This is a genomic window from Alkaliphilus transvaalensis ATCC 700919 (genome assembly GCF_000621485.1).
Classification (GTDB): domain Bacteria; phylum Bacillota; class Clostridia; order Peptostreptococcales; family Natronincolaceae; genus Alkaliphilus; species Alkaliphilus transvaalensis.
The window spans coordinates 129262-154985 of sequence record NZ_KK211287.1 but is presented as its reverse complement, the minus strand read 5'-3'; the positions used below and the strand labels follow the sequence as shown (position 1 = coordinate 154985).

Sequence of the window (25724 nt, the reverse complement as noted above, 5' to 3'; positions counted from 1 at the left end):
TTGAACCATATGTGTATGATGAAAACCATAAGGTATTAAAATATCAAAAGTAGCTGAAAATATGCAAAAAAGTATTAGTAGATTCAAGTATTAATTAAGATAGTGTGTTGAGTTGATAAGCAAAACAATGTGATGTGCTGACATCTTTATGAGTAGAGGTGACCCAGCACCTATTATCAACTTTAAATAAGGGGGTGAACTTGTGCATTATAAAGTAAATGATGTAAAACGTATATTAAACATAAGCAGAGATACCCTAAGATATTTTGATAATAAACGTTTAATTTCTTCTATGAGGGATGAAAATAATTATAGATACTTTAAGTCTGAGGACATTAATAAAATATTTGCCTATAAAATGTATCGTTCATTACTATTTAATATGAAGGATGCAGAAAAATTAGTTAGTGGTCATTCCGTAGAAACACAAATGGCAATGCTTAAAAATCAAGTGGCGTTTATAGAATCAGAACAGGATTATTTAAATAGAGTGAAAAAACACATAGAAATGTTAACAGAAAAGCTCGAGAAATGGAAAGAATCAAAGGATGAATTTGAGATTGTTACTTCTAACAATTCTTATTACCACTACAATCAAACAGAAAAATATTTTATAGAGTCGGAAGAAGTCTTTAACAATACCTATAAAGTTTTAGACCGTATGCCAGATTTGTGGCCTGCCTTTAGTTATAATCTTGATTGTAAAGAAGCGCCTTTTAGCTTTGGTTATGGATATGTTTCCTATACCAATGAAAAGCATCCATCAGAAGCTTTTATACATATGCCACCTGTAAAATGCTTGTACAAATTACTTGAGATAGAAAGTAATTTAGAAGAAAAGGTCAGCATTATTATGAAAGAAGCAGAGGAACTTTGTAATAAGAAAGGCTATACCATGGAGGGAAGGGCCTATGGAAATATGCTTCATGAAATTATAGAAAATAGTAGGCCAAGACGATTATTTGATATTTATATTCCTATAGAATAATTAAGAAGGCTGTCGTGGGGGAAAAACGACAGCCTTCTTAATTTTATTTTTCTAATAAGTTAATCTTAATATTTAAAGCATTTTCAGTAGCTCTTGCCCCTGCTAAACGTCCAGAGTTATATGCCCAGCCTTGGGCAGCACCTTCTATAGTATGTGCATAATGATCTGAATAAAGTCCAGCAGCATCAGATCCAGCAGCATATAAGTTGGAAATCACTGTAGTATATCCCTTTTCTGGCTCATCCATAACAACTTCAAACTTAGAATTAATGCGAACTCCACCAACGGTGCCTAAGTTGTTCACAGTTATTTTAAATGCATAATAAGGACCTTCAGGCATTGCATACATATGACTGCCATTTTTTCCATAAAGGGTATCGATACCATTAGCTGCATCAGCATTATATTTACTCATAGTTTCTGATAAGGTCTCTGGATGCATGTTGAGCTTTTCAGCCAGCCCTTCAATTGTATCTGCTTTTACAACATGCCCTGCATTAACCATTTTTCCTATAATTTCAGTAAGTTTACTCCATCCAAAGTCCATAGGAGTGATTTCTGGCATAGGTCCCATAGCAATCTTATCTATCATTCCTGCGGCTCGTGCACCTTTCGTTTCTAATAGGTTTAATAATTCTTCATTGTATAGAAAATATGCATAGTTACCTTGGGTCATAACAGCATTACCTGATAATGCTCGGTCATATACAATATCTTCATTAGCAAAGCGAAGGCCGCTTGCATTTAACCAAGGGATTATGGGCATGTATGCAACAGAATTGGTTGCTTGATATAATTCCATAAATTCATAATCACCTTCAACAGAATTGCCACCATCTACAGCAAAGGTATGGGTTATCATAGCAGATAGTCCACGTTTTGCAGCACCTGCTTCTACTGCCATATTAATTCCATCCCCAACGTTAGAGTTATATCCTGATGCATTTACACTAACACCATTTAAAGCTTCTGCTACCATATCGGAATCACCAACAAATCCACCAGTAGCGATAATAACTGAGCCTGCAGATATGTGCAATGTAGACCCATCTTTGGCACTGGCAGTAACACCAGTTACTTTATTATTTTCTACTATTAAACTATTGGCTGGGGTTTCGTAATAAACAGATGCGCCATAATCTGCCACAATTTTATTCAACATTGTGGTTAGTTGAGAGGAAGTTTTTGTATGATCATTATACTTATGATATCCATTGGTTCCTTCTGCATGAGATTGTTGAACAGCCGCTTTGGTCTTTTGAAATTCTATTCCATGTTCTTCCATCCAATCCGCAGTTGTATGGGAAAGTTCAAGAAACTGTTTCACTAGTGTAGCATCAGCTAACCAATCCATTTCATCCATCCATTTTTTAAATATAAAATCTGTATCTAGAGGTTCATGGCCTAATGATCTTGCTTGAGCACTATCAGCTGCAAAAAAGCCACCACCCATAGCTGTGGTACCACCAGCAATCGCAGTTTTTTCTAAAACGATAACCTTGGCACCATTTTCTGCAGCAGTAACAGCGGCTGCTGTTCCAGAACCGCCAGCACCAATCACTACTACATCTGCTTCTAATTCAACTATTTTACCTTCATTTTCTTTTTCTACAGGTACTTTAAAGAGATCAATATTTCCTCCTGCTTGTGCTAAAGCATCTTCCACAGCTAATAGAAACGCCTTAGAAGTAATGGTAGCTCCACTTACAGAATCAATACCAATAGATTGATTTTTAATAATATCCGATGTTAAACTTTCCATTGCGAGATCGCCAAGATTGACAGTTTCGGAAGATTCTAACACCTTGATATTCCCAATAGAAGTATCACTTAATACAACCTCTATCTTGATTGGGCCATTCATCCCTTCAGCCTCGGCAGTATAAGTACCAGCAACAAATGAATTGCCAGCATCCTGAGAAACAGTTGTTTTAGAACAGCCTAGTAGTGAAAAAACTAACAATAGTGCCAACATAAATAATAAAAGTTTATTTCGCATTTTTCAACACCTCCTAATAGTATAGTTCTACTATAAACTTTGTAGCAGCCACAAAGTCAAGGAAATTTGATTATTTTTTCACATTAATATTATCTTCAATAGTCAGGGTTGTTGTAGGCGTTTAGCTTGACGGGTCATATAATATATTCTTAATCCACGATATTTTCTATATCCTTTAGCTCATATCCAAAACCCCGATGCTCTTCCTTGAGAGGAAGGAAAGTGATTATGAAATGAGTTGAATAACTGACGGCGTTCAATCTTTAAAACCTCTGTAAAGAACTTTTGAATAACTTGATGCTTAATTGAAATAAACTTAGCCAGATTAAGTCCAGCCGGGGTTAAAAATACCTCTTTATATTTTTCAGTTTCCATAAGTCCCTTATCAGAAAGAGACGACATAGCACTATTGGTACTTGCCTTTGAGACACCTAATCTCTCGGCAATGTCCGACACCCGTGCACCTTAATGTAGAGATAACATATTTACTGTTGGGCATATCGGTTTTGGCTAGTTACCACTAAGGCGATGGCAATAAAGGCAATAGTAAAGGCCAACAGAACGAGTATACCATAGATGATTGGCTGAAGTGTCGATTGAGTAAGATTAGTAATTTCTCCTATGGCATCATTGACCTTGATATACCCAAATATTGGATTGAAGGTTCCCACAGTTTGCAGTGTATCAATCAAAAGAGCTTGTGGTACAAAGGAACCACCTAAAAAGGATAACCCAAGGGATAGACAGTTTTCTATAGGATCACTGAAATTTTTTGTTGCAAAGGTAGAAACGAAAAAGCTTATGCTTAAACAAAGTAATGTTAGAATAAATGAATTAATTATAAATAAAAATGAACCAGTTTGGCTAAAAGTATTTTTATTTAAACAAAAGCAAATACAACAAAAATCACCAAATAATAAGGGCCAATGATAGGTTACCGAAAATAAGTGGAAGGTTATAGGCCATTAGCAGATGGAAACTTTGCCGATATTGCCCTTTGGTTAAATGGAGAATTAATGAAAAATACAGCGGAGATAGGATATGGGCGATTCTTATATGCCACTTGTCAAATAAAGGGGGACTTATAAATACAAGAAATGAAAATTTGTTTGTTTTAAGGCAGCTGCACACATGCTTTCTAGTGAAAATGCCGTAAGTACAGATTTATAGGTAAAATTAAATATTTAAACTTAAAAATCCCACTAATTCTGATATATGATTAGTGGGATTTTTTTAGCAGATAACCTCTTAAGATTGATGAAGTTGTTACTACCATGAGTATGAAAGTTTCTAGCATCACTTATATTACTAATTGAACACTAAACAGCGGGGTTTTAATTTTCGATCTAAGAAGTAGGTCAGAAAGCCTCAAGACCATTCTAATACTAACCTTCATCCTGATACTTGATTTCAATTGGACTCAAAATATAATTATGCTATAATTAAGGCATATAATGGTAATGTAGATTGATCATGCCTTAAAGAAAAGTCAATAATTTATGTGTTTTGGGTAGAAAAATCATAATTGAAAAGGAAAAGTCAATATGAAAAAAATTGATCAAGTATATGAAGCTTTAGAAAAGCTGGAGAAAAAGTTTAATAGAGGAATCTCTGCCTACGAAATAAGTCAGTTATTGAATATTAATCGAGCCAATGTAAGTAGATACTTAAATCACCTTTATGTAGAGGGTAGGATTAATAAAATTGAAGGAAGACCAGTTCTATTTAACACTAAGGATGATCAGCAGAAGATTGAGAATATCACCCCATTAACCCAAACCCTTGAGAGCAGTATCAATAAAATTACCCTTCAACAACAAAGTCTACAAGTCCCAATTCAGCAGGCAAAGGCTGCAATATTATACCCGCCTAGAGGTCTCCATACTTTGATATTAGGTGAAACAGGTGTGGGTAAGTCCCTCTTTGCAGAGCTGATGTATCAATTAGCAATTGAATCAAAAGTAATAGAGATAGAAGCACCTTTTATCAGGTTTAATTGTGCTGATTACGCAGATAATCCTCAGCTTGTGATGGCACAAATTTTTGGCGTGAAAAAGGGAGCCTATACAGGAGCAGACAAAGATAAAGATGGTCTTTTAAAAAGGGCAGATGGAGGAATTCTTTTTCTTGATGAAATCCACAGATTATCACCCCAAGGGCAAGAAATGCTGTTCACTTATATTGATACAGGAGCCTTCAGACCTTTAGGGGAGACAGAAAAGGCTATATCCGTTAAAGTACAAATTATTGCAGCCACAACAGAGGATCCCCAATCCTGTTTACTTAACACCTTCACAAGAAGAATACCAATGCTCATTACCCTGCCAGCCTTAAGGGATAAATCATTAACAGAGCGATATTATCTAATAGAATACTTTATCAAAAAAGAATCAAAACGTATTGGAAAAAGCATTTATGTTAATAAAAACTCCCTGATCTCCCTACTCCTATATGATTGCCCCAGTAATATTGGTCAGCTGGGAAGTGATATTCAACTGGCCTGTGCAAAGGCCTTCGTTAATTATAAGTCTAAAAGGGAGGACTATATATTAATTTCCCAATCAGACTTACCCCAGCATGTTAAAAAGGGAATGATGAGAATCAATGAATTAAGAGAAGAAGTAGATCAACTCTTTAAACAAAAGGGAGATATTTTACGATTTAACCATAAAGAGGATGCTTTGCCAAATATCAAAGGTGAAAATTTTGATAATGAGGACTTTTATGATGCAATTGAAAAGAAGTTACAGACCCTAAAGGATTCTGGGATAGATGCAGAAGAGATTAATCAGATCATTAATATAGACATAGAAAGCCACTTTCAAAAATACTTAGGTAATTTACATGAAGATATTAGAATTCAAGAAATATCTAAGATTGTTGATGTAGAAGTACTGGAAATAGTAGAGAATATCCTTCAGTTGGCAGAAGATACCCTTAAAAGAAAGTACGATAAAAAGATTTATTATGGATTAGCATTACATATTCATGGCTTTATTGAGAGAATAAAAAAGGGAGTGAAAATCTATCATCCCAAGCTAAATTTAATTAGGGTAGAATATCCAGATGAGTTTCTAGTAGCCATGGAAGCCGTAAAAATGATAGATAAAAGGTTTCATATTCAAACGCCATTAGACGAAATTGGGTATCTAACTTTGTTTTTTACAGCTAACCCATTAGATTTAGAAGGAGAAGAAAAGTCGAAGGTTGGAGTCCTTGTCATTATGCATGGTAATACAACTGCCAGTAGCATGGTGGAGGTATGCAATACATTAATTGGGGCCCAACATGCAGTTTCCTTAGATATGCCCCTTAGCATGAAGCCTTTAGACATGTACGAATTGGCTAAAAAACAAGTGATACAGTTAGATCGTGGAAGAGGTGTACTTCTTTTAGTAGATATGGGCTCATTAACTAATTTTGGAGACCTAATCTACGAAGAGACGGGAATAATCGTTAAAACCATAGATATGGTCAGCACGGCATTACTGATAGATGCTTGTAGAAAAGCTGTTTTGGGAAGAGATATAGATGAGATTTATGGTAGTTTTAGAAACAGAAACTCATTTACAAATGACATAAATAAAAGGCTAAAGAAAAATTTTAGAAATATTATTATTACAGCATGCTTTACTGGAGAAGGGGCGTCAGAACGCTTAAAGGGGATTATTGAAGAAAGACTTCCAAAGTCTGATGAAATAGAAATAATACCATTAAACATACTAAATCGAAAAGAATTTGTCTCATCCATTAATGAATTTAAAGAGAACCACAAGGTTCTAGCAATAGTTAGTACTGTAGATATCCATGTAAGTGATATTCCCTTTATTTCAGCAGAAGATATAATTGTGGGAGAGGGCCTTAAGGATTTAGAAGATATCATAAAGAAGGAAGAAGATTTTATAAAAATAGGTAAGTCTTTAAAAATTCATTTAAATGAAGTAAATGGTGAGAAAATCATAGATGAAATAAGGATTACGATAATGGATATTGAAAAAAAGCTAAACATAAATATAAAAGAAGAAGCTCTAATCGGAATCATTCTTCATATTAGCTTTTTGGTTGATAAGCTAAAGGGTGGGGGAAAAGAGACCCTCTTTATTGATTTGGACGCCTATAAAGATCAATTCTATAGAGAGATGATTCTAATAAAAGGCGCTTTTAAGCCTATAGAAGATAAATATCATATTACGATTGGAGAAAATGAACTGGCTTATATCTGTAAAATGATGATTTCAAATAATATTGAAGCATAATGTAATAAAACAAACTTAATCATTGCTACCATGTAAAAGTGTGTAAGTGTGTAAGTGTGTAAAATAGTGTGTAGAAAAATCTGCACACTATTTTTAATTTTCTAAATATTAATACACCACATTGAATAGTGATTTTGCAATGATAAATTAATTTCTCGCTTTATTTTGATGGTATACCCTATTTGGCATCAATCTTGCTCTATATTATCGTGACATATAAAAAAGGAGTGGTTGATCAAGTGGAAAAACTTACAGTGACAGTAAATACTAAGTCTGGATTACATGCTAGGCCCGCCAGTATGTTAGTTAGTATAGCAAAAAACTATTCTTCAAATATAATTCTACAAAAAAATAATAAGTCTGCTAATGGAAAGAGCATCATGTCTGTTTTAGGTATGGCAGTTAAAAAAGGAGATACAGTAGAAATTGTTGCAGAAGGCATCGATGAAGTTGAAGCAATTGAAGCCATAAAGGAATTGTTTGAAGAAAAGCTTATGCAAGAATAAAAATCACTTTATTAAAGGGGGGATTATCAGGTGTTTTATTGAAAGTGACGGAGGTGGTGGGAATTCAATTGTAGTTCTGGCTGATGAAATTTTTTACTTACTTGAAAAAGAGGAAAACGTACCCATGAATAGAATTGATGGTGTATGCTTAAGGCTTAAGGGATGGGACATATTGTTTAACTAGTAATCTATGAAGAAAAATTTTCTCTTGCTCTATGGGGCGGTTTATTTAAAAATTTCGAAATTATCAGGTTATTATTTAGTATTGAATAAAAAACAGCTACCTAGAATTAGCTTGCCCTAGCATGGGGCAGCAATGGGAGCATTAATGAGGGCTGTAGATCATTTTAATAGATAATCATAAATCAGTCTAAAAGAGGAGGAGAAGGGATGAAGAAAATCATGTTGGTATGCTCTGCAGGGATGTCCACCAGCTTGTTAGTTACAAAAATGAATAATGCAGCAGTGAAAAAAGGTATTTCAGCAGAAATATTTGCTGTATCTGAAACCGATGCTAAAAAGCACTTTGATAATATTGATGTGGTGCTATTAGGGCCTCAAGTAAGATATTTACTAAATAAAATAGAAAAGCTATTGGCTGAAAAGAAAATTCCTGTGGCTGTAATCGAAAGCATCAATTATGGAACAATGAATGGTGAAGCAGTATTAGATCAAGCTTTAAGGTTATTAGAATAGATTTAGATTAATTATGAATGTAATATTGAAAGTTATATAAATAGTATATGAGGGGGATGAACATGAAAAAGTTCTTTGAGTTTATGGATAAGTACTTTATGCCAATAGCTTCAAAAATTGGCGGACAGAGACACCTAGTAGCTATTCGTGATGGATTCGTTGGTATAATGCCTTTAATATTAGCAGGTTCCTTTGCTGTTCTACTCAACAGTACCCTAGTTACATGGGTGCCCTTCTTTGAATTTTTAAGGGGAATTAATGGTAATGTATGGTGGGGTACCTTTGCAATTATGACCCTGTTAGTGGTATTTTCAACTGGATATAGTTTAGCAAAAGGCTATGATGAAGATGGATTAGCAGCTGGGTTAATTTCAATTGCAGCATTTATCACAGTTACTCCTCAAATCCATGGTGAAGCCCCTTGGGGTTATATAAATGGAGGTTTTCTGAATGCAACGGGGCTATTTACAGGGTTACTGGTAGCTATTCTTTCAACAGAAATATTTGTTAAATTAACGAAACGAAAAATAGTCATTAGAATGCCTGACACAGTGCCACCAGCAGTAGGGCGGGCCTTTGCAGCTGTTATTCCAGGGATTGTGGCTGTTTATGTTGCAGGTACAGTTACCCACCTTATTTCAACCTTTTGGGATACAAGTCTATACGATTTAATTTATGATACAATTCAAGCACCGCTACAGGGTTTTGGTCAAGGGGTAGGTTCAGCTATGGTTCTTTCGATGCTGATGAATCTATTCTGGTTCTTTGGGTTACATGGAGCAAATATCCTAGAGCCAATTATGAACTCCATTTACTTACCAGCCCTAGAGGCAAATGCCAGTGCCATTCAGCAAGGGTTAGCAGCCCAATTTACAGTTACTAGAGTTTTCTTTGATGTTTATGTTCACTTAGGAGGGTCTGGGGCTACCTTAGGGTTGATAGCAGCCATCTTCTTAGGGGTTAAAAAGCGGAAAGAATATCGAGAGGTTTCGAAGCTTGCATTACCAAATGGAATTTTCCAAATTAATGAACCAATGATCTTTGGTATACCAATTGTGTTGAATCCAATTTTATTTATACCATTTATCATTACACCGGGAGTCCTTACCCTAATTGCCTATTTAGCTACAGCCAGTGGATTAGTTCCCCCTACCTATGTGGCTATTCCTTGGATCTCACCTGTGGGGATTGGAGCCTTCTTAGCAACAGGAGGTAGTATTAGGGCGGCTATACTAGCTATTGTGAACCTATTTGTGGCTATTGGCATTTATCTGCCCTTTGTCATGATTGCCGATAAACAAATGAAAGATGAGGTTAAGAAAGAGATTGCATAAAACCAGTAAAGGGGGGAAACTCCCTTTACTTTATCAATTTTAAATAAGGGGTGAAACCATGACTAATGGATTAAAAATTACTGTAATTGGTGGAGGAAGTAGTTATACACCAGAGTTAATAGAAGGTTTTATCATAAGAGCTAATGAATTACCTGTAGAAGAGATTCATTTAGTGGATATTGAGGAAGGTAAGGTAAAACTAAATGTCATCTATGAACTTACTAAAAGGATGATTAAAAAAGCGGGACTTAAAACCCAGATTTTCCAAACGTTAGATAGGAAGAAAGCCATCGAGAATTCTGATTTCGTAGTGACACAAATTAGAGTTGGTGGATTACAATCTAGGGCAAAGGATGAAAAAATACCTTTAAAATATGATGTAATTGGGCAAGAAACCACAGGGGCAGGGGGCTTTGCTAAGGCCATGAGGACAATTCCTGTTATCCTTGAAATTTGTAGAGAGATTGAAGAATTGGCACCAAATGCATGGCTGATAAACTTTACTAACCCTGTTAGTATCATAACTGAAATGGTATTGAAGCATACAAAGGTTAAAACAATGGGTCTGTGTAATGTTCCTATAGGGATGATTAATAATATTGCAAAGATTCTCGGGTATGAAAGTAATCGACTAAAAATTGATTTTGTTGGTTTAAATCATATGGTCTATGGTAAAAAGGTTTATTTAGACGGAGAAGAGATTACTAAAGATGTTCTTACTAAGCTGGCAGAAGGCGGCTCAGTTACAATGAAGAATATCCCAGATTTGGTCTGGGACCGAGATTTTATTTATGCCTTGGGATTAATACCCTGCCCCTATCATAGGTACTTTTATATGACAGATGAAATGTTGGAGGACGAAAAAAAGGCCTTAGCAGAAAAGGGAACAAGGGCAGAACAAGTAATGAAGATTGAAGCAGCCCTTTTTGAACTATACAAAAAGGTGGAGTTGGAAGAGAAGCCAAAGGAACTAGAAGAACGGGGAGGCGCCTATTACTCCGATGCTGCTGTTTCGCTAATTAGTGCAATCTACAACGATAAAGGGGAAGTTCATACCGTCAACATCCATAATAATGGGGGGATAATGGGACTACCAGAGGATGTTGTGGTGGAAGTGAATGCAGTAATAGGTAGGGCAGGGGCAAAACCAATAGCCAGCGGAAAACTACCAACTCAAATTAATGGATTATTACAAGCTGTAAAATCATATGAACTTTTGACAGTCGAAGCAGGCTTAAGGGGAGACTATAATACAGCCTTAATGGCCCTCATGGCTAATCCTTTAGTGCCATCAATTAAGGTGGCAAAAAAAATACTAGATGATATATTAAGGGAAAATGTTGACTACTTACCTCAATTTAATAAACGTAACTTAATTTAAAAACAGCGATCCCTTACAAAAAACAGTAACCTAATTATAAAAAAACAGTAACGATATTTAATATGCAATGCTGTATACACTAAACAATACCTAAGGCAAGGAGCGAATAGATATGGATTTTGAAGTAACGATTTTTACCATCATAACCTATAGTGGAGAGGCAAGAAGCTCAAGTATGGAGGCTATTCAACATGCTAAAAGGGGCAGTTTTTCAAAAGCTGAGAAATGTATTAATGATGCTATAGAAAAGCTTGCTTTAGCCCATGAAGCCCAAACAACTTTAATTCATACAGAGGCACAGGGGCAAAAGGTTGAGGTTTCTTTGCTGATGGTCCATGCACAAGATCATTTAATGAATGCTATAACAATTAAAGACTTAGCTTCTGAATTTGTGGACCTATATAAAAATGTTGCAACTGAAGAAGTGGAGGCTTGATATAAATGAGGGAGTTGGGAATTTCAATATATCCCGACAATGGGAGTAAAGAAGAGATAAAAAGGTATATATCATTGGCGGCACAATATGGATTTACAAGGATATTTACTTGTCTTATTTCCCTAAAGGGTGATAAAAATAAAGTAATTGAAGACTTTAAGGATATTGTTGGCCACGCAGATAATTTAGGTATGAAGGTAATTGCTGATGTGACCCCCACCATATTTGAAGAATTTAATATCAGCTATGATGACTTAAAATTTTTTAAAGATCTGAAGCTTTGGGGGCTACGGTTAGATTTAGGCTTTAGTGGGATGGAAGAAAGTATTATGACCTTTAATCCCTATGGATTAAAGATCGAGGTAAATATGAGTAGCGGTACAAAATATCTAGACAATATCCTTTCATATGTACCTAATAAAGATAATCTAATTGGTTGCCATAACTTCTATCCCCATAAGTATACAGGCTTATCCCGAGATCATTTTATAAATACTTCAATGGAGTATCGAAAAAAAGGGATTAGGACAGCGGCTTTTGTATCTTCTAGTAATGGGGATTTTGGGCCTTGGCAAGTAAGGGAGGGATTATGTACCCTTGAAGACCACCGAAACCTGCCAATAGAAACCCAGGTAAAGGACCTCTTTAACACCGATTTAATAGATGATGTCATTATTGCCAATGCCTTTGCCTCAGAGGATGAGCTTAGGGCTTTATCAGAAATGAATAGAGATTTACTAACCATTAATATTGAGGTTTTAGCAGACTTACCAGAGATAGAAAGAAAAATTTTGATGGAGGAGCTTCATTTTAACAGGGGGGACGTATCTGAGTATATGATCCGTTCTACCCAAAGTAGAGTAAAGTACAAAGATTATTATTTTAAATTATTTAACCCAAAGGAAATTCAAAAAGGCGATATTTTAATTGATAGCTCCCTATATGACAGATATGCAGGAGAACTTCAAATTGCCCTTAAAGACATGAAAAATAGCGGAAAGACCAGCGTCGTTGGTAGGGTAGTGGAGGAAGAAATTTATCTTCTAGATTATATATTGCCATGGCAGAAGTTTAAGTTAAAGGAAAAAGGGATAAAAAGTGGATAAATAGGATAAATAGAGGTGCTTAAATGAAGGCAATCATAAATGGAAAAGTAATACTTGAAGATCGTATAGTTGAAAATAAGGTGTTACTTTATAATAACAAATTTTTAGATTTAGTTGATCAACTTCCCAGTAATAAGATAGAAGTTATTGATGCTAAAGGACAATATGTTTCTCCCGGTTTTATTGATATTCACATCCATGGAGCCTTTGGATACGATATCATGGATGAAAATCCAAAGGCTCTAGATGAAATACGTAATGGGATATGCCAAAATGGCGTTACGGGGATATTGGCAACAACCATGACAATGCCTTTAGAAAATATTAAGGGGGCCCTTCAAAGAATCAGAAAAGCAATGGGGGCTAAATCGAAGGGGGCAACCATTTTAGGAGCCCATCTTGAAGGCCCCTTTATTAATCCTAAAAAAAAGGGTGCACAAAAGGGAGACTTTATCATTGAGCCAGATTATGGTCTAATTAAGGAATTTCAGGATGTAATCAAGATTATAACAATAGCGCCAGAAATAGATAGTGGGTTAAATTTTATTAGAAGTATTAAAAAGAGTCACCCGATAGCCTTCTCTATTGGTCATTCTAATGCCAGCTATGAAGAGGCGATGGAGGCAATTTCGGTAGGGATAGATAGTGCCACCCACATCTTTAATGGAATGACAGGACTCCACCATAGGGACCCAGGAGTAGTTGGAGCCATTTTAAAGTCAAATATTTATTGCGAGCTGATTGCCGACAAGGTACATGTTCATCCTGCCCTTTTTAGTATTATAGGAGAAATTAAGGGGAAGGAAAAAATTGTTTTAATTACTGATTCTATGCAGGGGGCCTGCATGAAGCAGGGAGTGTATCAACTAGGGGGGCAGAAGATTGAAGTAACACGGACAACTGCAACCTTAGAGGATGGGACTTTAGCTGGAAGTGTTTTAAAGATGAATGAAGGAATAAAAAATTATTGGGAAAACACTGGTTATTGTCTTTCAAAGGTGGTGGCAATGGCATCTTTAAATCCAGCTAAATTAATTGGGTTAGATAAATCTAGGGGGAGTATAGAAGTAGGTAAGTTTGCTGATCTAACAATATTCAATGATGAACTTGAAATATTAGCAACTATAATAGAAGGTGAAATTTGTTATGAAAGGGAGAACTAATATGAGGGTGATCGTTGCAAAAGATTATGAAGAACTAAGCAAAAAAGCAGCGAATATCATATCAAGTCAAATTACATTAAAACCCAATAGTGTATTGGGGTTAGCCACAGGTTCCACACCCATTGGTACCTATAGGGAACTAGTGAGACTTTATAATGAGGGAAACATCAGTTTTAAGGAGGTAGTGACCTTTAATCTAGATGAATATTACGGATTAGACAGCAACAATCAACAAAGCTATGCTTACTATATGAATCAGCAATTATTTAATCATATTGATATCAAAAAAGATAATATAAATATTCCTAATGGGATGACAGAAGATATAGGGCTTGAATGCAAAAATTATGAAAAAAAAATAAGACAAGCCAATGGAATCGATATTCAATTATTGGGGATCGGAAGAAATGGACATATTGGATTCAATGAGCCAGATGTAAAGTTTGAGGCTTTAACCCATCTAGTTGAGTTAGATGAAGATACCATTAAAGCTAATTCAAGATTTTTCGCTTCAATTGATGATGTTCCTAAACTGGCAATCAGCATGGGAATCAAAACAATTATGCAGTCTAGAAGCATTATTTTATTGGCCAGTGGGGCTGAGAAGGCTAAAACAATCCATCATATGATTTTAGAAAAAATCACACCAGAATTACCTGCATCTGTATTGCAATTACACCCAAATGTAACTGTAATATTAGATGAAGAAGCTGCTTTACTACTTACAGAAGGTGATTTGTTAGAAATGGAGGCATAAGGAGGTTTTATATGAAGGGAATGGGAGCTTCACCAGGTATAGCAATAGGAAAGGCCTTTATCAAAAAGGATGAGATAAATATAGTTAAAGAATTAATACAGGACATAAATAAAGAAATTGACAGATTTTATAGGTCATTAGAACAGGCAAAAATTCAAATTCAAGAATTATGGAAAGTAACAGAAACAAAGATGGGAAAAAAAGAAGCTGATATATTTGAAGCACATCTTTTAATTTTAGAGGACCCAGAGGTGAAGGATAAAATCGTGAATGTAATAAAAAATGAAGGGGTTAATGCAGAATGGGCCATTAGTCTTGTCATTGAAGAGTATCGGGTAGTATTTGAGGCAATTGATGACGAATATTTAAAGGAAAGAATAGTAGATTTAAAGGATGTTGCTAACCGAATGATTAAGAATTTATTAGGGGTAGGAGATCTGGACTATGAAAATATGGAGGAACCTGTCATTATTATAGCCAAGGATTTGACCCCTTCTGATACCGCCCAAATTCCAAAGGAAAAGGTACTAGGCCTTATTACAGAGGAAGGGGGGACAACAAGTCATACAGCTATTATATCTAACATCTTAGAAATACCAGCAATAGTGGGTTGTAGTGGCTTGAAGGAAATTAAAAATGGAGATATGATGGCAATGGATGGGGAAACGGGAGAAGTCTATGTAAATCCTAATAAAGAGATTAAACAGTTATTTGATAATCGACAAAAAGCCCATGAAGAATATAAAAAAGGGTTAACTAAATATATTGGAAAAGAATCCATCACTAAAGATGGCCATAGGGTTGAAATTGCTTGTAATATTAAAGATCCACAGGATTTAGATCTTGTTCTAAAGAATGATGGTGAGGGAATTGGCCTTTTTAGAAGTGAGTTTTTATATATGGATAGAAAAATGCCACCAACGGAGGATGAGCAGTTTGAGTCATATAAGATTGTAGCTGAGGGGATGAAGGGTAAACCCGTTATTATTCGTACCCTAGACGTAGGGGGAGACAAACAAATCGAATATCTAAACCTCCCAAAGGAGGACAATCCCTTCTTGGGTTACAGGGCAATTCGATACTGCTTAGATAAGGAAGAAATATTTCAAACACAGCTTAAGGCGATTCTAAGGGCAAGTGCATTTGGAAAGGTAAAAATAATGTTTCCCATGATCGCCAGTGTAGAAGAGATTATAGAGGCAAAGAATCAATTAAATATCGCTAAGATGGAGCTAAAGAATAATAATATTGAGCATGATGACAATATGGAAATTGGAATTATGATTGAAATTCCTTCTGCAGCCATTATTTCTGATCAACTAGCAGAAGAGGTGGATTTTTTCAGTATTGGTACAAACGATCTAATTCAATATACCATAGCAGTTGATAGAATGAACCCTAAAATTTCTAATTTATATACCCCCTTTCATCCTGCTGTATTAAGGTTGATTAAGTTAGTAATAGATCACGCCCATCAGGCCAATAAATGGGTAGGTATGTGTGGTGAAGCAGCCGGTAATGAATTGCTTGCTCCACTATTTATCGCTATGGGGATTGATGAATTAAGTGTAAGCCCTCCGTTGGTGTTGAAAACTAGAAAGTTAGTGCATCAATTAAATAAGGCAGATTTATCAAAGGAAATTACTAAAATACTTAAGCTTAAAAGTGCTGATGAGGTTAGGCAATACTTAATAAAAATTAATTAAACAAAAATTTAAAATATTACATTAAAAATTGACATGTCCAGCAGTTTAGCTTATACTATTTTTAGAAACCCTAGAAAGATAACATTGTTATTTAGATATATAAATTATAGGCCACGAAGACTATCAAAAGATCCTTTGGTGGCCATTATATTGTATTATAAAATATTGTGTTTAGATAAAGTAGATCTTGATAGAAGCACTAGATAAGAATATAATTACATCATGTATTAAACTTCTACAAGTCATAATTTAAATTAAATAGATAGTATAAGGTGCCCTAGTTAAGGGTTAAAAGGGAAAGTGGTGAAATGCCACTACAGCCCCCGCTACTGTAATTGGTGATGAAATCTCATAAAACCATTGGATAACTGAGAAGGTGAGAGAGTAGGAAGATCCATGAGTCAGGAAACCTGCCTTGTATTTTTAAAGAAGCCTTCGGTGGGGAGGATATTAATTGTAGCATAAGTTGAAAATTTATGCTTTATTAATTATGCCATGTAGGTTTAATAGGAGTGTAATAACTCTTAAAAACTTCATGGCTTTTTATATTATATTATACTTACTTGATAAAAACCGATACTATATGAATTTATTAGAGGAAGTTGCTTATAAGGCTGCCTTAAATTTTGCAGATAATTTTAAGCATTAAGTAAGTTAATCGTTTAAAATTGAGAGGGGTTAATCGTATGAAACAAAAGAAAATCAAAACAAGGTATGGGTTGTTAATATTATTTGTACTTATTAGTATTATTTCAGCTGGATGTAGCAATACAACCCAACCAAGTCAATCAAAAGAAGGAGTCGAAGAAATCATTGTAACAGATTTAGCGGGAAGAGAAGTAGTACTTCAAGGACCTATTGAAAAAACTGTTATTAACTGGAGTGGTGCTGGTGGTGCATTTATGACAATGTCAGCATTATTACAGGAAGAAGTTGCAGACTACATTGCTGGATGGGGGAATTCATTACCTAATTTTCGCTATGATATGTATCAACAGTTTATGAAAAGTGTACCAGGTTTAGAAGATATTATAGATATAGGAAACGTAGAAAATGATGATTTTAATATAGAAAAGGTTATTCAATTAAATCCAGATGTGGTAATCCTTACGCTACAAGTGAAGGAACAAGCAGAAAAAACAGTTGTTCCAACTTTAGAAGCAGCTGGAATACCAGTTATGTATATTGACTATCATGCACAGACAATTGAAAACCATACTAAAACAACAGCATTATTAGGGAAAATATTTGATAAAGAAGAAAAAGCAAATGAAATTATTGATTTTTATACATCAAAGATGGCAGAAGTAGAGCATCGTTTAAGTAATATTAACAAAGAAAAACCAAGTGTCTATATTGAAGTAGGCATGAGGGGGCCTGAAGAGTATGGAAATAGTTATGGTGATAACTTTATGTGGGGAGCATTAGCTAAGGAAAGTGGAGGGAAAAGCATTGGGGCTGGGATCATAAATAATTCAGAGCCAATAAACCCAGAGTATTTACTTAGGGCAAATCCCGATTATATTATTATGACAGGTTCCTATTGGCCAGCTAATCCTACCTCTTTACGATTAGGCTTTTTATCAAATGAAGAAGAATCTCAAGAACTGTTAAGAGAATTTACCTATAGAAGCGGTTGGCAAGGACTTAAAGCAGTAGAGAATCAAGATGTTTATGCGATTCATCATGGTTTAGGAAGAGAAATGTATGACTGCGCTGCTTCAGCATTTTTTGCAAAAATATTTTATCCAGAAGAATTTGCGGATATTGATCCAATGGCTACGTTACAAGAATATTACGACAGATTTCTACCCTTTGATTTATCAGGAATATGGATGATGCAGTTAAAATAGTCCTGTTTCAAGCCACGATAGTTGACAAAGAAAGGACTTGGTTGCATGGAAGAGAGAATAGGAAATTATGATTATAAAGCTGATACGAGACGAAAAAAGTTATTGCTACTAATCGGTGCTCTGATAGGTGTAGTAAGTTTAATAGGAAATGTTTTAGTAGGACCTGCTTGGCTAAGTCCTCTTGAAACAGTTGCTGCCCTTTTAAGATTACCCCATGTAGATCATGGTACTAATGTAATTGTGTGGACTCTAAGGCTTCCTACTGCTTTAATGGCCATCGGAGTAGGGGCTTCTTTAGGTGTTGCAGGAGCCGGGATGCAAACAATTTTAGGGAATCCCCTTTCAAGTCCCTATACGTTAGGGATTTCAGCAGGAGCTGGCTTTGGAGCTGCCTTAGCCATTGTTACTGGCATATCATCTTTAGCATTTATAGGACCCTATGCAGTTCCCTTTAGTGCTTTTGTATTTGCCACATTGTCCAGCCTGTTGATTTACTCTGTAGGAAAAGCAAGAAACCTTACAGCAGAAACTATGATTCTTGCAGGAATTGGTTTGTCCTTTCTTTTTCAAGCACTACAGTCCTTTGTACAATATATTGCATCACCAGAGGATTTACAAAGTATTGTTTTTTGGCTATTTGGTAGTTTAACAAGGGCCAATTGGTTTAACCTCAGTATCATATATCTTATACTAGCTTTTACCTTGCCCCTTATGCTAAAGGATGCATGGAAACTAACTGCATTAAAGCTAGGAAATGAAAAAGCTGAGGGTTTAGGGATTAATGTTGAAAGACTTAGAATAAAGACTTTTATTATGATTTCTCTAATTACAGCAGTAGCAGTTTCTTTTGTAGGTACAATTGGGTTTATAGGCTTAGTAGGGCCCCATGTGGCTAGAATGATGGTCGGTGAAGATCAAAGATTTTTTATCCCCTTATCTGCTATATTCGGAGGAACTTTACTTTCTATTTCTTCTATCATTAGTAAAATAATTGTTCCAGGAACTATTTTTCCTATTGGGATTATTACAGCAATGGTTGGAGTACCCTTCTTTTTTTCTTTAATTCTCACAAAGAAAAGAGGTTATTTTTCATGATAAAAACGAGAAATTTATCCTTTGGATATAACAGAGAAAAAGTCTTAAAGAATATTGATTTTATAGCTAGACAAGGGAAAATTACCAGTATCATCGGAGCTAATGGTACAGGGAAATCTACGTTACTAAAAAATATTAGTGGGTTGTTAAAAAGTGAGGGAGATATATTTTTTGAGGGAAAAAATATACACAACATGAGACAAGCTGAAATAGCAAAAATATTTAGCTATCTGCCCCAAAGTACCTCCTGTGATGTAGGACTAAATGTGTTTGAAATAGTGCTATTAGGGAGATTACACAAACTAACCTATAAGGTTTCAGAAGAAGAAATCAATAGGGTAATGGAGGTACTAAAGCAATTAAATATAGAACATTTGGCTTCACGTAATATAGGCGAATTAAGTGGGGGACAGAGTCAGTTGGTTTTTATAGCCCAGGCTTTGGTGAAAAATCCAAAGGTACTTATTCTAGACGAACCCACCAGTAGCTTAGATTTATATTATCAATTAGAAATTCTAAAATTGTTAAGGGAGCTAACTGTTACAAATCAGTTTACTACCATAGTCACCCTGCATCAATTGGATCTTGTAGCTCGTTTTGCAGATGAAATTATCGTGTTGAAACAAGGGGAGATATATTCAAAGGGAAGCCCGAAGGAGACGATAACTTCAAAGATGCTAAAGGAAGTATACTGTGTGCAGGCAGACATTGTAACAAATGAAGAAGGCATTCCCCATGTGATGCCCTATGGTGCTTTGAAATAGATGATGGTGATTGTGTTTAGTTAGGATCATTTGTACCCAATTAATTATAGAGAAGAGGAGAAAATTATGAACTTAAAAGATAAAGTGGAAGAAGGTTGGAAAATATCTGCTGAAGGATATAGTGAGTTTATTAAAGATGAGTTAAGTAATGAGCAAAAGGAAAAATGGACATCGATTATTTTAGAAAATGCTCCTAAAGAGGGTAAACTCAAGATATTAGATGTAGGGACTGGTCCAGGCTTTTTTTCTACGATTTTATCCCTTGCAGGACATGACGTTGTAGGAATTGATGCCAGTGAAGATATGATAAAATGTGCTATAGTTAATGCCAAGATGGCAGGGGCTACACCAGAGTTTGTTGTAATGGATAGTCATGATGTTACATTTCCTGATGAGAGCTTTGATATGATCATTAGTAGAAATGTTGTTTGGACGCTAGTTAACCCTAAAGGAGTTTATAAGGATTGGTTACGACTATTAAAAAAAGGTGGTCGTGTTCTTGTTTTTGATGCAGACTGGTTGGCAGACTGTAGGGATGAGTCGGTTAAACTTCAAAGAGAGAAAGACAGGGAAGAATATATAAAAGTTTATGGAGAGCCTAAAGTATCCTATAAGGATGCTGAAAAAGCAAGGGGCTGGCGTGTTGAATTACCTTTAGCTTCAGAAGTCCGACCTAATTGGGATATTAAAACGATGGAGGAACTTGGTTATAGTAGTGTAAAGCATAGGATAATATCCGATAGAGTTTATGATGAAGAACGATTATTGCTTAATCGCTCTGTACCTATGTTTATGGTTCAAGGGGATAAATAGGGAAAGTATCTCCTATTTGATAGGATAGGAAGTGCTTTTCTAGGGTTTGATATCATATCATCTTGTGACCATAGTAGACTTGAGTTGTGTGATGGCAGAAGGAATTAAAAGCAAAGATACGAGCAGGATGTTGGCCGATTTGGATTAGTAACTCTAAGTTGGCTTTTTATTTAATAGGCAAATTCGACTTTAATGATCTTTAAAATAAGAGAACTTTATGTAATAGAATAGGGGATTATGTATTAAGTAATGGGATGTGAAGGAATATATTTACATAAACTTAAATCTATAATATAGTAAGCATAATACATCAATGATAGCGAGAATAAATTCTTTTAACTGCAAAACCAAAAAGATTAAAAATTAGGGCATTTTAACTGATTTATGAAAAAACACTTTCTAATGAGTACAAGTATTATTTTATCTTGAATTCATTGGAAATTATTAACAGGAATCGAGTGGTAATTATAGGGTTGATACGATATTTATAAACCGGGGAGAAAATAATGAATAATCCAATCAAAAAGAATGGGATTTATAATAATATAATATTTTATCTTAAAATTTGGATAAAGGTTTATCCACAATTCATTTTTTTACTGATGCTAGCTGTACCTTGTAGTATTATCGGTGTTTATACAGCAATAAACTTACCTAAGATTATTGTTGAAGGCATAGAATACAAAATGGCAGTAGAAACGGTTCTAAAGATATTTTTAGTCACTTCAGTAGGTATGATTGTGGCAAAAGGCATTTCTACTTATATATTGATGAAACTTATGGAAAAGGGGACTATTGCTAAAGCCCATTTAAACGCTTCTATGATTTTTAAAAAAATATTTAACTTAAATTATCAGAGTCTACTAGAAGTAGAAACACAGAATAAGATAGCCAAAGTAAAGGAGATTATGGGTGAAGGCGACAGAGGGGTTATGCACCAGTTTGGAAAGAATATTGTTGTACTGGGCACCTCTTTATTTGGGATAATTTTTTTTGCAATTGATATTATAAATATCGACCTTAATCTTCTTGTGATTATTGGAGTAACAGCAGTTATAAATACGCTATATGGTATTTGGGCCAATAAATATCAAAGTAGAAATATTGAACTTAGAAGTAATGAAGTCAAAAAGCTTAACTATATATGTGATATATCCCAGAAAAGAGATTTCTTAAAGGACATTAGAATTTATAAAATGGAAAATTGGATTATAGAGAACTTTGAACTCTATAGAAAAAAATGGCTACAGTATATATTGAAATCTGAAAAGGTAAATTTTGGAGCTATATCAATAAATGCTTTTATGCTATGTTTTAGAGATATTTTTGTCTATTTCTATCTTGTAATTAGGGTGCTGAATGGAGAAATTGATATTTCATATTTTGTGTTTATGCTTGGACTGGTGATGGCATTTTCTAAATGGATTAACGAAATAATAAACCAAATTAATTTGTTAATATCCTTTAGTGTAGCGATAGATCATATAAAGGATTTTTTAGATATGGAAGAGGTTAAAAATTGTATTGAAATTTCTCCAGAGGTTAAGGAAGCACCAGAAATTGAATTTAGATCTGTAAGCTATAAGTATCCCAACAGTCAAAAGTGGATCTTTAAAGATTTTAATCTGAAGATATCTAGTGGAGAAAAACTTGCACTAGTGGGGGTGAATGGAGCAGGAAAAACTACTCTTATGCTCCTCTTGATGGGCCTACTTGAGGCAAATGAGGGAGAAATTTTAATTGATGGACATGACAGTAAAACATTTAATAGGACAGATTACTATAGCTTGTTTTCACCTGTTTTTCAAGATATAAATATATTTCCAGAATCAATATATGCTAATGTAGCAGGTAGTTTAAGTTATGATAGGGATAAAGTTCAAAATACAATTGATAGTAGTGGTATGGGAAAATTCGTTGGTTCTCTGCCAGATAAGGGAGATACATTTCTAATAAAAACCAGTAGAGAAAAGGCAGTAGACTTATCTGGAGGACAGAATCAGAGGATGTTCCTTGCTAGAGCCCTATATAAAAATGGAAAAATAAATATACTTGATGAACCTACATCAGCTTTAGATCCAATTGCTGAAAGTCGTATTTATGAAGAGTATAATGAGATGAGCATAAATAAAACCTCAATATTTATTTCCCACAGATTAGCATCTACAAAGTTTTGTGATCGAATAATACTATTAGAATACGGAAAGATTATGGAAGAAGGAGATCACGATACCCTTATGGAGAAAGATGGCAAATACAAAGAATTGTTTGAAATCCAAAGTAAGTATTATAAAGAAGGGGGTATCCACTTTGCAAGCTAAAATAAGGAGAATTTGTTGGTTTTATAATTACCTTTTAAAAATGGAGCCCCAATACTTTAAATCAATTATTTTATATAATCTTATAACCATTACAAATCCCCTCGTCAGCCTATATTTTTCTAAAAATATTATTAACTCTATTTTTGAGGCTAAGGATCTCCCAGAAGTAATGGTCTATGTAGGACAGATGGTTTTCTTTAATTTACTGATGATGATGGCAGGAGGTTATTTACAAAGTAGGAATCAGTATTATACTTTAAGTTTGAGCAAACAACATATAATGGAAAAAGCCAAGAAGCTAATGGAAATAGAGTATTATCATATTGAGACAGATAAATTGCAAAATACAATGTCAGAGCTACAATATCTTGAAACAACTGGAATACATAATTTTTCTTCCTTTGGTAAGAATGTTGGAATCTTTATTGGTAATTTAACAGGAATTGTAATATCAACTTATTTTTCTATTGCTTTTTTAAAAGCAGACTTTGATTATAGAGGTTTCAGTAATGGAACGATAAATTTTATGTTTGTTATTCTGTTTATTTTGCTTAATGTATTATCATTCAATATAATATCTAAGTCAAATAAAGAGACGGGGCAAGCATCGAATGAAACAAATCATATATTTAGGTATGTTCGTTCTTATCTAAATATCATCTACAACTATAGGGTGGGAAAGGATATTCGATTGTATAATAGGGCACTTGCTGACAATGTGGGGGAGGTATATAGGGGAAAAATGTCTGAAATATATACATCTTTTTGGTCAGTATACGGAAAAGGTATTATCAAGTCTGAATTATTAAGTAATCTACTATCTGTTGTTATTTCTCTATTTGTAGGGATAAAAGCCATCTATGGAACAATATCAGTCGGAGAAATCATGCTTTATATAGGAACAATCAATCTTATTTCTACAAATGCAAATGAAATGGTGAGGAGCTTAAGTGTTATTATTTCTTCAGATTTATATAGAGAAAAATTATATAGATTTATGGAATTAAATAGTCTCGTGAAGAATGAAGATGAAGGGCTAATTCAAAAAGCAAGGGATGGTAGGTGGGAGATAGAATTTAAAAATGTAAGCTTTAAATACCCTGATTCTAATCAATATGCTCTTAAAAATATAAATCTTAAAATTAAAACAGGTGAAAAACTTGCCCTTGTAGGCACAAATGGTTCGGGTAAAACAACTTTAATAAAGCTTCTTTTAAGACTTTATAAACCAACGGAAGGGCAGATAACCCTAAATGGAAGTAATATTAGTAACTATCAATATGATGATTATTTAGATATTTTTTCTGTAGTATTTCAAGATTTTAGGTTATTATCCCTTACCTTGGGCGAAAATGTGGCAATCTCAAGTGAATATCATTATGAGGAAGTGAAAAAATCATTACAAAAGGTAGGTCTTTCTGAGTTTATTGAGAAACATGATTTAAATACTTATCTTTATCGTGAACTTAATGAAAATGGAATGGAGATTTCTGGGGGAGAGGCCCAAAAAATTGCAATGGCAAGAGCATTACATAAAAAAGGTCAAATTATTATATTAGATGAACCCACAGCAGCATTAGATCCAATATCAGAACATGAAATCTACTCAAGATTCAATGAACTGATTGGAGAAAATATGGCCATCTATATATCCCATAGGTTATCGTCATGCTGCTTTTGTAATAGTATTTGTGTACTTCATGATGGGGTACTACTTCAACAGGGTTCCCATGAAGAACTGTTGTCGGATGTTGAGGGAAAATACCATCAACTTTGGACTTCTCAAGCTCAGTATTATAAGGTAAGCTAGAACGGAAAGGGGTTGCTCTTATAGAAAAGCTCCTATATATTAGGATGAAATATGTTAATCTACTTGACAAAAAATTACTATTAAGAAGATAAAGTTGAAGCACACATAGCAGACACCCTAAATAGGACAACAGACTATTTTAATTTGCTTTTATAGGTATGGATGAAGCCCTGTTTGTAAAAGTTAAACCTTCATAAAAAGTGGCTAAGATGAATTTTCTTTAATATTGATAAACTTACCTGTTTTTCTCCTTATAAGATTATATTATCAGAATTAAAAGACGTTTTGACTTGAAATAATGGATGGTAAAGTCGAAATGGGGTTACCGATAAAGGCACAATGTTGGAAAATAAATCATATAATATCCTTAAAGTAAGTAAATGGAATTGGAGGATGATTTATATGAGGCAACAAGACTTTAAAAGTTACTTAAAAAGTCAGGGTGAGGATATTGGTAAATATTATATTAATGGCAAAGCCTTAGGTTTAAATGCTGTTAACGATATTGTAAATTGGGCTAAAAGGGTAGAAGTCATATTTGATGTGGATTTAGACGAGAAGGTAGGCAGTGAAGAAGAAATCCAGAGCTTAGTAAGGAAAATTCAACTTAGTGGAGAGATTCTTGATACAAAAAAGATCTATTATGCTAGTGCAGTAAAGTTATATTCAGAGTTTGCTAATGGATATAATTTAGAATAAATATGCTCCCTCGTTGGAAAATTAAATGTTAAAAAAACGCC

General features: G+C 34.5%; 22 protein-coding genes and 1 riboswitch. Of the genes, 19 read left to right on the top strand and 3 right to left on the bottom strand.

Going from position 1 to position 25724, the window contains the following annotated elements; translation table 11 throughout:
* Positions 1–202 precede the first annotated feature (202 nt).
* Complete coding sequence (locus T335_RS0117560; protein WP_026478693.1) at positions 203–988, top strand: MerR family transcriptional regulator; 786 nt, start codon at positions 203–205, stop codon at positions 986–988.
* A gap of 43 nt (positions 989–1031) precedes the next feature.
* Here the strand turns inward: T335_RS0117560 and T335_RS0117555 are convergent, their stop codons facing one another.
* The 3 genes from T335_RS0117555 to T335_RS22385 form a co-directional block, all read right to left on the bottom strand.
* On the bottom strand, positions 1032–2987 hold the full coding sequence (locus tag T335_RS0117555; protein ID WP_026478692.1) for an FAD-dependent oxidoreductase: 1956 nt from the start codon (positions 2985–2987) through the stop codon (positions 1032–1034).
* A gap of 180 nt (positions 2988–3167) precedes the next feature.
* Positions 3168–3443: a metal-dependent transcriptional regulator gene (locus T335_RS21225; RefSeq protein WP_084281463.1), complete on the bottom strand. Its 276-nt coding sequence runs from the start codon at positions 3441–3443 to the stop codon at positions 3168–3170.
* Positions 3444–3472: 29 nt separating this feature from the next.
* A complete protein-coding gene (locus T335_RS22385; protein ID WP_156943719.1) occupies positions 3473–3679 on the bottom strand; it encodes a hypothetical protein in 207 nt (68 codons plus the stop codon).
* A 255-nt stretch (positions 3680–3934) separates the two neighbouring features.
* On the opposite strand from T335_RS22385, the gene T335_RS22380 reads away from it, so the two are divergent.
* The 18 genes from T335_RS22380 (at position 3935) to T335_RS0117445 (ending at position 25683) form a co-directional block, all read left to right on the top strand.
* Positions 3935–4075 carry a hypothetical protein gene (locus T335_RS22380; protein ID WP_156943718.1) on the top strand — a complete coding sequence of 47 codons (141 nt, stop codon included), beginning with the start codon at positions 3935–3937 and terminating at the stop codon, positions 4073–4075.
* 456 nt (positions 4076–4531) lie between these two features.
* Complete coding sequence (locus tag T335_RS0117535; protein WP_026478690.1) at positions 4532–7243, top strand: sigma 54-interacting transcriptional regulator; 2712 nt, start codon at positions 4532–4534, stop codon at positions 7241–7243.
* A gap of 239 nt (positions 7244–7482) precedes the next feature.
* Positions 7483–7749 (top strand): HPr family phosphocarrier protein, encoded by a 267-nt coding sequence (locus T335_RS0117530; protein ID WP_026478689.1) that lies wholly within the window; start codon positions 7483–7485, stop codon positions 7747–7749.
* A 390-nt stretch (positions 7750–8139) separates the two neighbouring features.
* On the top strand, positions 8140–8445 hold the full coding sequence (locus T335_RS0117520; protein WP_026478687.1) for a PTS sugar transporter subunit IIB: 306 nt from the start codon (positions 8140–8142) through the stop codon (positions 8443–8445).
* Between the two features lie 62 nt (positions 8446–8507).
* Positions 8508–9779 carry a PTS sugar transporter subunit IIC gene (locus T335_RS0117515; protein ID WP_026478686.1) on the top strand — a complete coding sequence of 424 codons (1272 nt, stop codon included), beginning with the start codon at positions 8508–8510 and terminating at the stop codon, positions 9777–9779.
* A gap of 58 nt (positions 9780–9837) precedes the next feature.
* Positions 9838–11160 (top strand): 6-phospho-beta-glucosidase, encoded by a 1323-nt coding sequence (locus T335_RS0117510; RefSeq protein ID WP_026478685.1) that lies wholly within the window; start codon positions 9838–9840, stop codon positions 11158–11160.
* A gap of 112 nt (positions 11161–11272) precedes the next feature.
* Positions 11273–11596, top strand: a complete 324-nt coding sequence (locus tag T335_RS0117505; RefSeq protein ID WP_026478684.1) for a PTS lactose/cellobiose transporter subunit IIA — start codon at positions 11273–11275, stop codon at positions 11594–11596.
* 5 nt (positions 11597–11601) lie between these two features.
* A complete protein-coding gene (locus T335_RS0117500) occupies positions 11602–12702 on the top strand; it encodes a DUF871 domain-containing protein (protein ID WP_026478683.1) in 1101 nt (366 codons plus the stop codon).
* A gap of 23 nt (positions 12703–12725) precedes the next feature.
* Positions 12726–13865 carry an N-acetylglucosamine-6-phosphate deacetylase gene (nagA, locus tag T335_RS0117495; RefSeq protein ID WP_026478682.1) on the top strand — a complete coding sequence of 380 codons (1140 nt, stop codon included), beginning with the start codon at positions 12726–12728 and terminating at the stop codon, positions 13863–13865.
* Position 13866: 1 nt separating this feature from the next.
* Positions 13867–14622: a glucosamine-6-phosphate deaminase gene (gene nagB, locus T335_RS0117490; RefSeq protein ID WP_026478681.1), complete on the top strand. Its 756-nt coding sequence runs from the start codon at positions 13867–13869 to the stop codon at positions 14620–14622.
* A gap of 11 nt (positions 14623–14633) precedes the next feature.
* The gene (gene ptsP / locus T335_RS0117485; RefSeq protein ID WP_026478680.1) at positions 14634–16328 is read left to right on the top strand and encodes a phosphoenolpyruvate--protein phosphotransferase; all 1695 of its coding nucleotides are present in this window, start codon (positions 14634–14636) and stop codon (positions 16326–16328) included.
* Positions 16329–16581: 253 nt separating this feature from the next.
* Positions 16582–16760: riboswitch (cobalamin riboswitch) on the top strand.
* A 254-nt stretch (positions 16761–17014) separates the two neighbouring features.
* On the top strand, positions 17015–18181 hold the full coding sequence (locus T335_RS0117475) for an ABC transporter substrate-binding protein (RefSeq protein WP_026478678.1): 1167 nt from the start codon (positions 17015–17017) through the stop codon (positions 18179–18181).
* Positions 18182–18226: 45 nt separating this feature from the next.
* Positions 18227–19276 carry a FecCD family ABC transporter permease gene (locus tag T335_RS0117470; RefSeq protein ID WP_026478677.1) on the top strand — a complete coding sequence of 350 codons (1050 nt, stop codon included), beginning with the start codon at positions 18227–18229 and terminating at the stop codon, positions 19274–19276.
* A complete protein-coding gene (locus tag T335_RS0117465) occupies positions 19273–20040 on the top strand; it encodes an ABC transporter ATP-binding protein (protein ID WP_026478676.1) in 768 nt (255 codons plus the stop codon). Before T335_RS0117470 ends, T335_RS0117465 begins: the two co-directional genes overlap by 4 nt.
* A gap of 66 nt (positions 20041–20106) precedes the next feature.
* Positions 20107–20853 (top strand): class I SAM-dependent methyltransferase, encoded by a 747-nt coding sequence (locus T335_RS0117460; protein WP_026478675.1) that lies wholly within the window; start codon positions 20107–20109, stop codon positions 20851–20853.
* A 506-nt stretch (positions 20854–21359) separates the two neighbouring features.
* Complete coding sequence (locus tag T335_RS0117455) at positions 21360–23174, top strand: ABC transporter ATP-binding protein (protein ID WP_026478674.1); 1815 nt, start codon at positions 21360–21362, stop codon at positions 23172–23174.
* Positions 23164–24984: an ABC transporter ATP-binding protein gene (locus tag T335_RS0117450; protein WP_034328854.1), complete on the top strand. Its 1821-nt coding sequence runs from the start codon at positions 23164–23166 to the stop codon at positions 24982–24984. The genes T335_RS0117455 and T335_RS0117450 overlap by 11 nt, the downstream gene beginning before the upstream one ends.
* Positions 24985–25386: 402 nt before the next feature.
* Complete coding sequence (locus T335_RS0117445; RefSeq protein WP_026478672.1) at positions 25387–25683, top strand: hypothetical protein; 297 nt, start codon at positions 25387–25389, stop codon at positions 25681–25683.
* Positions 25684–25724: the final 41 nt, after the last annotated feature.